Source organism: Mesorhizobium sp. WSM4837 (genome assembly GCF_055811435.1).
Map to the genome: position 1 here is coordinate 16,974 of NZ_JBVVQE010000017.1, position 14,059 is coordinate 31,032.

At 63.3% G+C, this 14,059-nt stretch carries 14 protein-coding genes and 1 riboswitch; of the genes, 7 read left to right on the forward strand and 7 right to left on the reverse strand.

Annotation, left to right across the window (positions count from 1 at the left end; genetic code table 11):
- Positions 1–191 precede the first annotated feature (191 nt).
- Together fdxA and AC0L3D_RS12255 are read left to right on the forward strand one after the other, a co-directional pair.
- Positions 192–530, forward strand: coding sequence for a ferredoxin FdxA (fdxA, locus tag AC0L3D_RS12250; RefSeq protein WP_023803892.1), 339 nt, complete (start codon positions 192–194; stop codon positions 528–530).
- Between the two features lie 467 nt (positions 531–997).
- Positions 998–1,579 carry a CarD family transcriptional regulator gene (locus AC0L3D_RS12255; RefSeq protein WP_027152934.1) on the forward strand — a complete coding sequence of 194 codons (582 nt, stop codon included), beginning with the start codon at positions 998–1,000 and terminating at the stop codon, positions 1,577–1,579.
- Positions 1,580–1,683: 104 nt separating this feature from the next.
- On the opposite strand, the gene AC0L3D_RS12260 is transcribed toward AC0L3D_RS12255, so the two are convergent.
- The 3 genes from AC0L3D_RS12260 to AC0L3D_RS12270 all read right to left on the reverse strand — a co-directional run bounded on the left by AC0L3D_RS12260 (position 1,684) and on the right by AC0L3D_RS12270 (position 4,069).
- On the reverse strand, positions 1,684–2,457 hold the full coding sequence (locus AC0L3D_RS12260) for an amino acid ABC transporter ATP-binding protein (RefSeq protein ID WP_128245969.1): 774 nt from the start codon (positions 2,455–2,457) through the stop codon (positions 1,684–1,686).
- The gene (locus AC0L3D_RS12265) at positions 2,454–3,134 is read right to left on the reverse strand and encodes an amino acid ABC transporter permease (RefSeq protein WP_128170983.1); all 681 of its coding nucleotides are present in this window, start codon (positions 3,132–3,134) and stop codon (positions 2,454–2,456) included. The genes AC0L3D_RS12260 and AC0L3D_RS12265 overlap by 4 nt, the downstream gene beginning before the upstream one ends.
- 161 nt (positions 3,135–3,295) lie before the next feature.
- Positions 3,296–4,069: an amino acid ABC transporter substrate-binding protein gene (locus AC0L3D_RS12270; protein WP_027152931.1), complete on the reverse strand. Its 774-nt coding sequence runs from the start codon at positions 4,067–4,069 to the stop codon at positions 3,296–3,298.
- 343 nt (positions 4,070–4,412) lie between these two features.
- Between AC0L3D_RS12270 and AC0L3D_RS12275 the strand changes: the two genes are divergently transcribed.
- Positions 4,413–5,276: an RNA polymerase factor sigma-32 gene (locus tag AC0L3D_RS12275; protein WP_027152930.1), complete on the forward strand. Its 864-nt coding sequence runs from the start codon at positions 4,413–4,415 to the stop codon at positions 5,274–5,276.
- A gap of 231 nt (positions 5,277–5,507) precedes the next feature.
- Here AC0L3D_RS12275 and AC0L3D_RS12280 read toward each other — a convergent pair whose 3' ends face one another.
- The 4 genes from AC0L3D_RS12280 to thiB all read right to left on the reverse strand — a co-directional run bounded on the left by AC0L3D_RS12280 (position 5,508) and on the right by thiB (position 10,719).
- Positions 5,508–6,935 carry a M48 family metalloprotease gene (locus AC0L3D_RS12280; protein ID WP_051505606.1) on the reverse strand — a complete coding sequence of 476 codons (1,428 nt, stop codon included), beginning with the start codon at positions 6,933–6,935 and terminating at the stop codon, positions 5,508–5,510.
- Positions 6,936–7,226: 291 nt separating this feature from the next.
- On the reverse strand, positions 7,227–7,997 hold the full coding sequence (thiQ, locus tag AC0L3D_RS12285; protein WP_473644479.1) for a thiamine ABC transporter ATP-binding protein: 771 nt from the start codon (positions 7,995–7,997) through the stop codon (positions 7,227–7,229).
- Positions 7,994–9,613, reverse strand: coding sequence for a thiamine/thiamine pyrophosphate ABC transporter permease (gene thiP, locus AC0L3D_RS12290; RefSeq protein WP_473644481.1), 1,620 nt, complete (start codon positions 9,611–9,613; stop codon positions 7,994–7,996). Before thiP ends, thiQ begins: the two co-directional genes overlap by 4 nt.
- Before the next feature lie 92 nt (positions 9,614–9,705).
- Positions 9,706–10,719 carry a thiamine ABC transporter substrate binding subunit gene (thiB, locus tag AC0L3D_RS12295; RefSeq protein ID WP_473644483.1) on the reverse strand — a complete coding sequence of 338 codons (1,014 nt, stop codon included), beginning with the start codon at positions 10,717–10,719 and terminating at the stop codon, positions 9,706–9,708.
- A gap of 43 nt (positions 10,720–10,762) precedes the next feature.
- A riboswitch (TPP riboswitch) is annotated at positions 10,763–10,876 on the reverse strand.
- 102 nt (positions 10,877–10,978) lie between these two features.
- On the opposite strand from thiB, the gene AC0L3D_RS12300 reads away from it, so the two are divergent.
- From AC0L3D_RS12300 to AC0L3D_RS12315, 4 genes are all read left to right on the forward strand, one after another.
- On the forward strand, positions 10,979–11,623 hold the full coding sequence (locus AC0L3D_RS12300) for a thiamine diphosphokinase (protein WP_473644485.1): 645 nt from the start codon (positions 10,979–10,981) through the stop codon (positions 11,621–11,623).
- Between the two features lies 1 nt (position 11,624).
- Positions 11,625–13,445 (forward strand): ABC-F family ATP-binding cassette domain-containing protein, encoded by a 1,821-nt coding sequence (locus AC0L3D_RS12305; protein ID WP_473644487.1) that lies wholly within the window; start codon positions 11,625–11,627, stop codon positions 13,443–13,445.
- Positions 13,446–13,508: 63 nt separating this feature from the next.
- Positions 13,509–13,751, forward strand: coding sequence for a type II toxin-antitoxin system CcdA family antitoxin (locus AC0L3D_RS12310; protein ID WP_091593381.1), 243 nt, complete (start codon positions 13,509–13,511; stop codon positions 13,749–13,751).
- Positions 13,751–14,050 (forward strand): CcdB family protein, encoded by a 300-nt coding sequence (locus AC0L3D_RS12315; RefSeq protein WP_128176231.1) that lies wholly within the window; start codon positions 13,751–13,753, stop codon positions 14,048–14,050. Before AC0L3D_RS12310 ends, AC0L3D_RS12315 begins: the two co-directional genes overlap by 1 nt.
- The last annotated feature ends 9 nt before the right edge of the window (positions 14,051–14,059 follow it).

Here is a 14,059-nt window from a genome sequence, read left to right on the forward strand (position 1 = left end):
CATCACGCGCAATGGCTGCCCTTGCAAGCGGCAGGCAAAGACGTTACCTCACCAAGAAAGCCTACCGCATCGGCCCACGATATCGATTTTCCAAGAGCACGATGCGTGGATTCAAAGTGTTAGAGCGTACCTTATGCGTCCGATTGGACGCCACGTCGCCCTGATAAAACGGGACGTCCCGGAGCCGACCGATGACCTATGTCGTGACCGATAATTGCATAAAATGCAAATACATGGACTGCATCGAGGTCTGTCCGGTCGACTGTTTTTATGAGGGCGAGAACATGCTCGTCATTCATCCCGACGAGTGCATCGACTGTGGCGTCTGTGAACCGGAATGCCCGGCCGACGCGATCAAGCCGGACACCGAGCCAGGGCTCGACAAATGGCTGCAGATCAACACCGAATACGCCGATAAATGGCCCAATATCACCGCCAAGAAGGAGCCTCCGGCCGACGCCAAGTCCTTCGATGGCGAGGCCGGCAAGTTCGAAAAATATTTTTCTCCCGAGCCCGGCCAGGGTGACTAGCGCTCGACCGCGAAAATCGAAATCGATTTTCGGAAGGACTATGCGCCAGATCAAAGTGTCACAGCGTCCTTGCGCGTCCAAAACGAGCGCGTGGCACCGTAATGGCGACGCTGGTTTGATCGGCGTCACGCGTGCTGACAGGCACCGCACGTTAACTGCCTTGACAGGCGGAGATCGCGCTTGACCTTCGCGCGTGCAGCAAAACCTTGATTCTTCCGACTTTTTGTGCTAAACGAACCAAACATGCCGGTGACACAACGTCGATTTATGGCGCAAACGCCCCAAATCACTGAAAGGTGAATTTTTCAATCCGGACCAGAGTGATCTGGGGCAGGCAGTCGCGACTATGCGATTTGCCGCCCTCGGCTTTTCCGGTGGGTTCGTAGTTGTGCGGCTAACGATCGGTACCCGATCGCGCGAGTTCGACCGGCAGAATGCCGGTTCCACACCAAGGAGTTCATGGCGTAATGGCAACAATCACCCCGCAGAAGAAGTCCAGCGCAGCGCGTCACGGTTTTAAGACGGGCGAGTACATCGTCTATCCGGCGCATGGCGTCGGCCAGATCGTCTCGATCGACGAGCAGGAAGTTGCGGGCCACAAACTGGAACTGTTCGTCATCGACTTCCAGAAGGACAAGATGCGTCTGAAGGTCCCGGTCGCCAAGGCGACCTCCATCGGCATGCGCAAGCTGTCGGAAGAGGATTACGTCGATCGCGCGCTGAAGGTCGTGCAGGGCCGCGCCCGCGTCAAGCGCACCATGTGGTCGCGCCGCGCCCAGGAATATGATGCGAAGATCAATTCCGGCGACCTGATCTCGATCTCGGAAGTTGTGCGCGACCTCTACCGCGCCGACAATCAGCCGGAGCAGTCCTATTCCGAACGCCAGCTTTATGAGGCGGCACTCGACCGCATGGCGCGCGAGATCGCGGCCGTCAACCGCATGTCGGAAACCGAAGCGGTGCGCCTCATCGAGGTGAACCTCAACAAGGGTCCGAAGCGCGGCGCCAAGGCCGACAATGAAGAAGCCGAGCAGGAAGAAGCAGCCTGAGCGCTTCTCGCCTTCGAATTTGGAAAAACCCGGCCTCGCGCCGGGTTTTTTTGTTGTTTGTGATGGTCACCCCAAAACCGCTACGCCGTTTTGGGCGACATGCATTAACCTTCGCCGCCGCCTTCCTTCTCCGCCTCCTGCTTCAGCGTCGCGATGAACCGCTTGGTTCGCTGGCGCTCCGGATTGCTGAACAAAACCGCGGCGGGGCCTTTCTCGACGACGCTGCCGGCGTCGAGGAACACCACCTCCTGCGCGATTTTGGAGGCGAGGCGCAAATCATGCGTCGCCATCACCATGGTGGTGCCCTCGCTGGCGAGCTGGCCGAGCACGTCGACCACCTCCTGCGCCAGTTCCGGATCGAGCGCCGAAGTCGGCTCGTCGCACAGCAGCACTTTCGGCGATGGCGCCAGCGCCCGGGCGATCGCCACGCGTTGCTGCTGGCCGCCTGACAACGTCGCCGGCCAGGCGTCGGCCTTGTGCGCCATTCCAACCTTTTCGAGCAGGGCGAGCGCCCGCTCGCGCGCTCGCCCGGCCGGCCATTTCAACACCGTCACCAGCCCCTCCATGACGTTTTCGATCGCCGTGCGGTGCGGAAACAGCTGGAAATTCTGGAACACCATGCCGGTCTGCAGCCGCAGGCGCTGGATAGCCGTGCCGGGAACCTTGCCGCCGGGATGGAATTCGAGCGCGTCGTCGCCGATGCGCACCGTGCCCGAGGTCGGGATCTCGAGCAGGTTGATGCAGCGCAGAAGCGTGCTTTTCCCACCGCCCGAGGGGCCGACAAGGGCGGTGACGCTGCCTTCCTCGATGGTGACGGTCACGCCCTTCAGCACGAGATTGTCACCAAAACGCTTCTCGATGTCGGTGAGGCCGATCATGCGCGCGCCTCGAGGAAGCCGCCATAGCGGTTGAGCCGCTTTTCCAGGCGCGTCTGCAACGCCGACAGCACCGAGCTCAGCGCCAGATAGAGAGCCGCCGCCTCGACATAGAGGATCAGCGGCTCATAGGTGGTGGCGACGATGCGCTGCGCCGCCTGGAACATCTCCGGCACCGTGATGGCTGCGGCCAGCGATGTGTCCTTGACCAACGAGATGAAAGTGTTGGACAGCGGCGGCACCGCGACGCGGCCCGCTTGTGGAAGGATAGTGCGTCGCATCGCCTGGCCCCAGGTCATGCCGATCGAATAGGCCGCCTCCCACTGCCCCTTCGGCACCGAGCCTATGACGGCGCGGATGATCTCCGACGTATAGGCGCCGATATTGAGTGTGAAGCCGATCAACGCGGCTGAAAAGGCGTCGAGCAGGATGCCGACCGAGGGCAGGCCGTAGAAGATCAGGAAGAGCTGCACCAGAAGCGGCGTGCCACGGAAGATCCAGACATAGAAGCGGACCACGGCGACCAGCGGCTTCGGGCCGAACAGCCGGACGAGCGCTGCGACCAGTCCTACGAAGAGACCGAATGCGAACGACAGCAGCGTTAGCGGCACGGTGAAGATCAGCGCGGCCCATAGCAGCGTGGGCAACGAATCCAGCATCAATTGCAGCCAGTGCGGCACGAAAACTCTCCTTGCGAGATTGCCGCCCAAAAATCGGCCCGGCAGCATCGAGGCGCGACCATAGTGTCGTCATATCACGCCAAAAGCGGCGGCCGTCAAAGACGGCTCGCCGCGATACTTTGCCATGCGGGCCGGCAACCGGCCCGCTCCGGGAAATGCGCTTACTTCGAAACGTCCTGGCCGAAGTAAGTGTCGGCGATCTTCTGGTAGGTGCCGTCGGACTTGATATCGGCCAGCGCCCGATTGATGGCGGCGACCAGTTCCGGATCGCCCTTGCGCACGAGGACGCCGGAATAGTCGGCATTTTCTTCCTGCGCGGCGATCTTCACGTTGGCGTCGGGTTTGTGCTTCTTGAAATCGAGGAAGGACAGGCTGTCGTTGATGGTGGCATCGGCGCGGCCGGTAAGAAGCAGCTGGATCGATTGGTCGAAACCATCGGTACCGACGAGTTCGGCGCCGTTCGCTTCGGCGAGCTTGCCGAAATTCGAGGTCAGCGACTGCGCCGCCTTCTTGCCCTTCAGGTCGGCAAAGCTCTTGATGTCGGTATTGTCGCCGCGCACGATCAGCACCGCCTTGGAAGCAATATAGGGATCGGAGAAATCATACTTGGCCTTGCGCTCCTCGGTGATGCCGACCTGGTTGATAACGGCGTCATAGCGCTCGGCGTCGAGGCCGGCGATCAGCCCATCCCATTTGCCTTCGAGGAATTCGGCCTTGACGCCGAGTCGCTCGGCGATCGCCTTGGCAATCTCGACGTCGAACCCGACCAGTGCGCCCGAGGCATCATGATAGGTGAAGGGGGCATAGGTACCTTCCGTGCCGACCTTGAAGACACCGGCCTGCTTGATCTGATCGAGATTGGCGCCGGCATGGCCTGATGTGCCTGCCAGTACCTGCAGTGTTGCGGCGACGATAAGCGATTTGAGCCATTTCATTTTTCTGTGATCCCGTCATTGGCCGGCGTCCGGGGCCGGCGTCCGGCGCATTGTGAGCGCCGGAAACTGACAGATGCAGCCTGGCAAAATAAGGAACCAGATTTCAAAAATGAGACACTTTCGAAATCCAATTCTCAAAACCACATCGACTCACGCCAACCGGCCGAGGAGCGACCGCCGCATCGAGCTTTCGAACAGTGCAATCCACGCGACATCAGCGGCGGAACCATTCGCGCGGGTGGCACGTTTGTTGGCTGTTGTAGGGCGCGGCGTCGCCAATTCAACCACGATGCCAGCTCAGGGCGAGCGATCGCACCGCAACGCCCGGAACAGGGAGCGTGGCATGATGGAAGATACGGCAGGGCGAACCATGGTCCGCGCGGCGATGAAAGCCCCCTATCTCGAGCGCGACGAGGAGCATGTTCTCGCGCTGCGCTGGAAGGAAAACAACGACCAGCAGGCACTGCACCAAATCGCCATGGCGCATATGCGGCTGGTTATTTCCATGGCCTCGAAGTTCCGCCACTATGGCCTGCCCCTGGGCGACCTGGTGCAGGAAGGCCATGTCGGCCTGCTGGAGGCAGCGGCCCGTTTCGAACCGGAGCGCGAGGTGCGGTTTTCGACCTATGCGACATGGTGGATCCGTGCCTCGATGCAGGACTATATCCTGCGCAACTGGTCGATCGTGCGCGGCGGCACCAGTTCGGCGCAAAAGGCGCTGTTCTTCAATTTGCGGCGCCTGCGCGCCCGCTTGGCGAACGGTGCCGAGCCGATCTCGAACACCTCGCTCTACCGCGAGGTGTCGGTGGCGCTCGGCGTCTCCGAGGCGGATGTGGCAATGATGGACTCGCGCCTTTCGGCCCCGGACAGTTCGCTCAACCAGCCGCTCGCCGACGATGCGGGCGCCACCGAGCGAATGGATTTCCTGGTTTCGGACGATCCTTTGCCGGACGAAGTCGTGGGCGACACGATCGATGTCGAACGCCGCTCTATCTGGCTGAAAACCGCGCTCGGCGCGCTCAATGCCCGCGAGCTCAGGATCATCGAGGAACGCCGGCTGAGCGACGAGGGCGCGACGCTAGAAGCCCTCGGCGAGGCGCTTGGCATCTCCAAGGAACGCGTCCGCCAGATCGAGGCACGCGCCATGGAAAAGCTCAAGATAGCGCTGGTGAAGCAAAACCCCGAGTTTCTGGCGACCGCCGCCTAGGGTGTGTTGAGATTCAAGTCAGGACGAGTCGGAGTCGAAGACGGGCGCGAAGCGACCAAACCAGGTGGTTTCCGAGAACCGGAGCGGAGAGTACATAAAGTACGTGAGCACCGGCCTACGCCGGCCGGAGCCTTAACTGCCGCGACCGCTCATGAGTGCTCCGGCCGGCGAAGGTCGGAAGCGCAGGAAATTGCCGTTTGCGGGCCGGCATCACCTGAATATCGACACACCCTATCTGTCGGTGATGATCTTGACCTTGTCGCCGGCCGAAACGGCTGCGCCGGGCGACATTGCATTGAGCACCCTGAACAGGTCGAGCTTGCGGTCGACGCCGACCATCTGCGCCGCGAGCGAACCCATGGTCTGTCCGGGCCGGACCGTGACGACGCGGATATGCAGCGGCTTCAGCTCTGCTTTTTCGGCTGCGCTCAAGATCCGGAACGAGCCGCTGACCGAGCGCGCCACCGCGTCCAGCGAGGTGCTGGCGGAGGGGGCTGCCGTCAGCAGCCGGTAGACCTGGCCGCCGGCGCGGATCACCGCGATGCCGAACTGCCAGCCCTCGGCGCTGGCATGCGCCGTCGCCGCCTCGTTGCCGTTGATTGTTTCTTGGCGCACGCTGCTTTCGTCGAGACCGGCCACCCAGCCGCTGCGGAGGTAGTCGGTCAGCGATCGGTTCCTGTCGATCGAGACGCCGTCGAAGCGGATCGCTATGTCGCCCGGCCCGGTTGCCGTCACCGCCGCGGCCGAGTTGTCGATGATGAAGCCGTCGGGCACCGAGAACGACACGCCGAGCCCCGGATGCAGGAAGGTTTCGCCACGCACATAGCCTTCCTCCGGCGTATCGCCGTAGAGCAGCCCGTCTATGCCGGCGAGGAAGGCGTCGCGGTCGCGCGTGCCGACGCCGGGCGCGCCGAACTGGCGGGCATGGCGCTGCGCCAGATCGATGCGTTGCGGCGTGTTCGGGTGCGTTGCCAGGAAGTCGAGGCTGGCATCGGTGGCGCCGCTGATCGAGCGGAAATCGGTGTAGGCCGACATGGACTGCAGGAAGCGGCCGGCGGCAAACGGATCGAAGCCCGCCTCGCCGATCGACTTGATGCCGATGCCGTCGGCCTCCAGCTCCTGATTGCGCGAGAACTGGGCAAGCCGCAGCTTGCCGCGGATCAGTGCCGCCTTGGCGGTCGGGCTGTCGCCGAGCACATCCGAGACGACTTTTGTTGCAAAGCCTTCCTCGGCCTCGAGCTGCTGGCGCTGCAAGCCGTGGTTTGCAGTGACATGGCCCATCTCATGCGCGATGACCGCGGCGAGCTCGGCCGAATCGTTGGCCAGCGCCAACAGGCCGCGCGTGATGTAGAGATAGCCGCCAGGCAATGCGAAAGCGTTGACGTTGGGCGAATTGAGGATCGTGATGCGGTAGGTCTGGCTCGGGTTGGCCGAAACCACCGTCAGGCTGCCGACGACCTTGGCGACCATGCGCTCGAGCTTGGGATCGGAATATTCGCCGCCATAGGTCGCGAGGATGCGCGGATGCTGCGCCTTGGCCATTTCGGCGACCTTGCTGTTGGCGGCAACATTGTCGACGGTGACCGGTTTGCTGGAAGGCTGGAAGCCGGATTCCTGAACGTCCGGAGGCGTGAACATCTGGCAGCTTGCCAACGCCATGGCAAAGCCGGCCAGCGCCAGGAAGCGCGCCAGCGGTTTCCCTCTCACTCTGTCTGTACCGGTCGGCAGAACAGCTTCCTTTCGGCTCTCAGCACATGGCCCGAAAATCGGGCATCGATTTTCAGATCATGCGCAAAATCAACTGCCACAGCGTCCTTCGAGCCCACGAGCGCGGATGGCACCGTAGTGGCAAATCACAACCTATGCCGGACCAGTATCGGAGGACCTAGCCACACTACTTTGACCATGGCAAGCAAACGCCACATCGCCTGAAGCCGGTTTGGCCGTAAATTATGTCCGCTTCCGGGCAACATCTCGTGATCCTGCGCCAAACGGACCTGCACCGATATAGCGCCGGAAGGCTTCCGGTCCAGCCTTGGTAAAAAAATCGGCGACAGTCCCGGTTGCGGCAACCGTGCCATTGTCCAGGAACACCATGTCTTGGCCGATACGGTGGGCGTCCTCCGGCTGATGGGTGACGAACAGCACCGTCATGCGCCGCTCCGCTTGGAGGTCGGCTACCAGATCGAGCATGTCGTCGCGCAAGGCCGGTCCGAGCGAGGCGAACGGTTCGTCGAGCAAGAGAACCGGCCGGTCGCGCACCAGGACGCGGGCGAGCGCGACGCGCTGCCGCTCGCCGCCGGAGAGTTCGCGCGGCAGGCGCTGTTGCTTGCCGGCAAGGCCGACGCGCTTGAGCGCCCCGGCGATTGCAGCGTGGTCGGCCTCGGTCAGCTTGAGCGACGGCGAGCGGCCAAGGCCGACATTTCGTTCGACCGAAAGATGGGCGAAGAGATTGTTTTCCTGGAACACCATCGACACTGGCCGCGCCGAAGGTGATTTACCGCCGACGTCGCCGCCACCGATCAGCACGCGGCCCGATCGCGGCGTCTCGAAGCCGGCCACCAGGTTGAGCAGCGTCGATTTTCCCGAGCCGCTCGGCCCCATGATGGCGGTGATCTTCGAGGCGGCGAACTCGACATCGAATAAAAACGGCGCTTCGCCATAGCTGAACGAGACCTTTTCCAGCCGCACAGTCGTACCGTTTTCGCTGTTGAGCATCATGATTTTTCTCCCCGTCCCAGCCAGTCCGCGGCCAGGACAAGCGCGAGACAGACCAGGCCGAGCAGCAATGCCAGGCCGGCCGCGTCCATCGTGCGGTAGCTGCCCATGCGGGCCAGCAAGAGATAAGGCAGCGTCTGCAGGGAGTCGCTGCCAAACAGGGCAATGACGCCGAGATCGCCGAGCGACAAAGCCATCGCGAACGCGAAGCCGGTGGCGAGCGGCCGCCGCAGCGATGGCCAGTCGACCAGCCGGAAACGGCTCCAGCCCGAAATGCCAAGCAGCAGACAGAGCCGTTCGTGACGTTCACTCGCCGCATCATAGCCGGGGCGAATGGCGCGGATGGCAAACGGCATCGCCATCACCGCATTGACGGCGACGACCATGACAGGGGCGATGGCAAAGACGTCGCTGACCGAACGCAGCAGCAGGAACCAGCCGGCGCCTATGACGACGGGCGGCACGACGAGGACGAAGCCGGCGCCGGTATCGGTGGCGTATTCGAGCAGCGTCCCGGCGCCGACGCGACGCCTCAAGGCCAGCGCCCGTCGTGCCATGACCAGCGACAGCGACAGCGCCACTGCGAGCAGCGCCGCCAGCAAGGCGAGCACGGCGCTGGTCAGCGCCGCTTGCCGCACCGCGCTCTCGCCCGCCAGCCGGCCGAGATCGGCGCCAAGGCCTGACGTCACCGTGGCCGCCATCGGCCCGGCGACGAACAGCAAAGCGAGGATGATCAATGCTGCGTTCAGCACGGTCTCGGCGGCGCCGGCCGAAAGATAGCGGCGCGAAGCCGCCGGCAGGTTGGAGTCGCCGACGGTATTGGCGCCGAGCCGCATCAATGCCAGCACGACGACTAAGGTCAGCGCGATCTGCAGCACTGTCAGCGTCACCGCGCGGGCAGGATCGAAATCGAAACGCAGCGCCTGGTAGATGGCGACCTCCAGCGTCGTCGCACGCGGCCCGCCGCCCAGCGTGAGTACGATGGTAAAGGATGTGATGCTGAGCATGAAGACAAGCCCGGCGACGCCCGGCAGCGCAGCGCGCAGCGTCGGCCATTCAATCAGCCGGAAGGCGGGCCTGGCGCCCATGCCGAGTTGGCTCGCCAGCCGCCACTGGTCGGCCGGCACTGTCGCAAGCGCTTCGAGGAACAGCCGCGTCGCCAGCGGCAGATTGAAGAAGACATGGGCGACGAGGATGCCGGACAGGCCGTATAGGCCCGGCCAGCCCTGACCGCCGATCGCGCTGAGCACGCCGGCAAAATAGCCTGCACGGCCATAGAGTGCCAGAATCCCGAGTGCTGCGACGATGGCCGGCAGCGCGAGCGGCACGGCGAAGAGCTGCAGGATCAGGCCGCGACCAAAGAAGCGCGGATGCCGCGACAGCGCCCGCGCCACGAACAGCGCTGGCACGACGGAGAGCAGTGTCGACAGCAATGCCTGCCACAACGTGAATCGGGCGACGCGGAAGAGGTAGGAATCGAAGGCCGACGCGGCGCCGGACGGATCGCGGGCGCCTTCGACGATGAGCCCGGCGAACGCGCCGCCGATCAGCAGCGCAACAGCGGCAAGCGCAATTGTGCCGGCGGTGACGCGGGGGTCGGCAGGATATCCGGTACGCATGCCGCCCTGCCTAGTTCAACGACCGTCGAAGCAGAAAATATGGCTGAGGCCGAGTTCCCGGCGCCGTAGAGTGATCATCTCTCAATCACAAGCTACTTGCTCATCACCGACAGCCATTCGTCGACCCAGGCCTTGCGGTGGGCGGCGACCTCTTCGGGGCTTAACAGCAACGTCTTGGTCGGCTTGACGAGCTTGTCGAAAGCCGGATTGAGCGGCTTCTCGGTCTTGCCGGCAGGGAACATCCAGTTGGTCTCGGGAATGACATCCTGGAATTTCGGCCCGGTCATGAAAGTCAGGAATTGTTTCGCCAACGGGTTCTTCGCACCTGATTTGGTGATGCCGGCAACCTCGATCTGCAGATACGCGCCCTCGTCGAAGGACGCTGCCTGATAGCGTTGGGTGTTTTCGGCGACCATGTGATAGGCCGGCGACGTGGTATAGGACAGCACCATCGGCGCCTCGCCCTTGGTGAACAGGCCGTAGGCCTCGCTCCAGCCCGGCGTCACGGTGAGCACCTTTGCCTTAAGCTTGGCCCAGGCTTCGGGCGCCTTGTCGCCATAAACCGACTTCACCCACAACAGCAGGCCGAGACCGGGCGTCGAGGTGCGCGGATCCTGAATGACGATCTTTTCATCGGCATTGCCCTCGACCAATTCCTTCAGGCTTTTCGGGGGCGTCTTCAGCTTTTCGGTGTCGTAGACGACGGCGAAATAGCCATAGTCGAACGGCACGAAAATATCGTCGCTCCAGCCGCCCGGCACCTTGACGTCGATGACGGCACCATGCGGCGAAAACAGGCCGGTGGCCTTGGCTTCCGCCGTCAGATTGGTGTCGAGGCCGAGCACGATGTCGGCCTTGGTCGCGGCCCCTTCCAGCCTGACGCGGTTGAGCAGGGCGACGCCGTCGGCGACCGCGACGAATTCGAGAATACAGCCGCATTCGGCCTCGAACGCCTTCTTGACCGCCGGGCCTGGACCCCATTCGGCGGTGAAGCTCTCATAGGTATAGACGGTGAGTTTTTCCTGCGCGGATGCCGGCCCGGTGCCGGCGAGAACGGTCGCCGCGAGCAGCACTGCCGGAACAAGTGTGTATAAAAACGCGCGCATCGGCGCCTCCCTCGTTGGCGTTGAAGGGAATTGAGGCGTCGGGTTGTCCGAAACGTCTAATCCCTCCGCCGGTACAAACCGGATCAGGTTCAGCGGGTTGGCAGGTTGCCTCTCAGCCGGTCCGCGAAGATCGCGTCCAGCACCCCGTTAGAGCGCTTCGACACATAGGCCCGGCCCATCTGCGGCGCAAGCGGAAGTTTGCCGGGCATCCAGACCGCGGCCTTCCGTTTCGCAAGCAGGGCTGGTAAGGGCCACGCATATGAGCAAATTCACCATCCTGCTTGGCGGCGACCTTATCCGCACGCCGCTGCTCGACCGCCAGGTCGAAGGCACGCGTGTCATCGCCGCCGACGCCGGCATCAGCCATGCCCGGACTCTGCGCCTGACGCCGGAACTCTGGGTCGGCGACTTCGATTCGGTGCCGGCGGATTTGCCGGACGAGCTCGCCGCCGTGCCGCGCCAGGTGTTTCCGGCAGAAAAGGACAACACCGACGGCGAACTGGCTATCGCCGCCGCGCTCGAACGCGGCGCGACCAGCCTCGTGCTCGCCGGCGCGTTCGGCGGCAAGCGCACCGACCACGCCTTCCTGCACCTGGCGCTCGGCGTCCGGCTGGCCGAGGCAGGGACAGAGGTGCTTTTGACCAGTGGCGCACAGGAAGGCGTCCCCTTGCTTCCCGGAAAGGCCGGCTTCGACTACGCCGACGGCACGCTGTTTTCGATTCTCGGCTTCTCCGACCTTGCCGGTCTGACCGTGACCGGCGCCAAATGGCCGCTGAACCATGTCGAGGTGGCGTTCGGCTCGTCGCTGACCATTTCCAACGAGGTCAAGGGCCGGCTCGAAGTCGCGCTGGGCAGCGGCCGCGCGCTGTTGCTCGCCCATCCATTCCCCCTACCTGAAAGCTGACATGGCGCCGCCGCTTCTCAATCTCGACGGGATAAAACTGACCTTCGGTGGCACGCCGCTGCTCGACGGGACGGAACTGACGGCGTCGGCTGGCGACAAGATCGCTCTGGTCGGCCGCAACGGCTCGGGCAAGTCGACGTTGCTGAAGATCGCTGCGGGATTGATCGAGCCGCAGGATGGCGAGGTGTTCCGCCAGCCTTCGGCAACAGTGCGCTACCTGCCGCAAATGCCCGACATGGACGGTTTCGCCAGCGTCCGCGCCTATGTCGAGGCGGGGCTCGGACCCGCCGACGATCCCTACCGCGCCACCTATCTGATGGAGCATCTCGGCCTGTCCGGCGAGGAACGGCCGAACGATCTCTCCGGCGGCGAAGCCCGCCGTGCCGCCCTGGCCCGCGTCATGGCGCCGGAGCCCGACATTCTCCTCCTCGATGAGCCGACCAACCATCTCGACCTGTCGGTCATCGAATGGCTAGAGGAGGAACTCGCCCGTACCTCTTCGGCGCTGATCGTCATCTCGCACGACCGCCGCTTCCTCGAGCGCGTGTCGCGCGCCACCGTCTGGCTCGATCGCGGCCAGACCCGCAGGCTGGACAAGGGCTTTGGCCATTTCGAGGAATGGCGCGACACCGTTCTGGAAGAGGAAGAGCGCGAGCAGCACAAGCTTGGCCGCCAGATCGTGCGCGAGGAGCACTGGTTGCGCTATGGCGTGACGGCAAGGCGCAAGCGCAACATGCGCCGGCTCGGCGAATTGCAGACCATGCGCCAGCGCTTTCGCGGCCATCGCGGCGCCGAGGGTGCGGCGACCATGGTGGCCAGCGACGCCGCCGAATCCGGCAAGCTGGTGATCGAGGCCAGGAACATCGAGAAGAGCTTTGGCGACCTCACCGTGGTCAGGGGTTTCTCGACCCGCATCCAGCGCGGTGACCGCGTTGGCCTGGTCGGCCCGAACGGCGTCGGCAAGACGACGCTGCTGAAGATGCTGACCGGCGAATTGAAGCCGGACTCAGGCACGGTGCGACTCGGCACCAATCTGGAGATCGCCACGCTCGACCAGAAACGCGAGGCGGTCGACCCGCAAGAGACGCTGGCGCAGTATCTCACCGACGGCGGCGGCGAGAACCTTGTCATCAACGGCGAGCAGCGCCACGTCGTCTCCTACATGAAGGACTTCCTGTTCAAGCCGGAACAGGCGCGCACGCCGGTGCGCGAGCTTTCGGGCGGCGAGCGGGCGCGGCTGCTACTCGCCCGTGTGCTGGCGCGGCCGGCAAATCTTTTGGTGCTGGACGAGCCGACCAACGATCTCGACATGGAGACGCTGGAACTGCTGCAGGAACTGGTCGCCGGTTTTGCCGGCACCGTCATCCTGGTCAGCCACGACCGCGATTTCCTCGACCGCACGGTGACCAGCCTGATCGCGCCGGAAGGCGGCGGCCGCTGGATCGAATATGCCGGCGGCTATTCCGACATGCTGGCGCAGCGCGGCGGCACCAGGCTGGACGACCGCAAGGCACGGCCGAAGGCCGAGACGAGTGAAGTGGCGGCGGCAGCCAGGACCGAGGCAACTGCGCCGAAGGGCCCGGCGAAAAAACTGTCGTTCAAGCAGAAATTCGCGCTGGAATCGCTGCCCAAGAAGATCGACGCGGTGACCGCCTCGATATCACGGCTGGAGGACAATATCGCCGACCCGGCCTATTACGAGCGCGACCCGGCCTCATTCCAGAAGACCATCGCCGCGCTCGACAAGGAGCGCGCCACGCTGGCAGCGCTCGAGGAGGAATGGCTGGAACTTGAAATGCTGCGCGAGGAGATGGAGGGGTAGACGCTTCGCCGTTGCTCCACCACGACAATGCGCATACATTATGCGCATTCTGCGGAGGTCATCATGCGAAAGATAGCTATGAATGCGGTTCGTCAGCCGGCAAATCTGTCGATCGACTCAAAGCTCATGAAGGAAGCCAAGGGACTCGATGTGAATGTCTCGCGCGCCGCCGAAGCCGGTATCGCAGAGGCGGTGGCTGCCGAAAAAGCCCGACTATGGAAACTTGAGAATCGCGCCACAATAGAAGCGTGGAACGAATACGTCGAAAAGCACGGTATTCCGTTGGAAGAACATCGGCAGTTCTGATGGCACGCTATGATGTCTTCGCGGGTCGGGTCGAAGGCAGCTATTTGCTGGACGTCCAATCCGACCTGCTCGACGATTTTAAAACACGGGTGGTGATCCCGCTGCTTCCGACAACAATGACGCCGCCGCCGATGCGAAAGCTCCATCCCCTCGTCGAGATCAATGGGCGAAAATTGGTTGTAGCCACCCATCTGATCGCCACGGTTCCGGCAAAGGAATTGGGCGAAAGTCGACTGAATATCTCCAAGCATCACGACGACATCGTGGCCGCGCTCGACATGCTGTTCCAGGGCTTCTGAGCCGAAGGG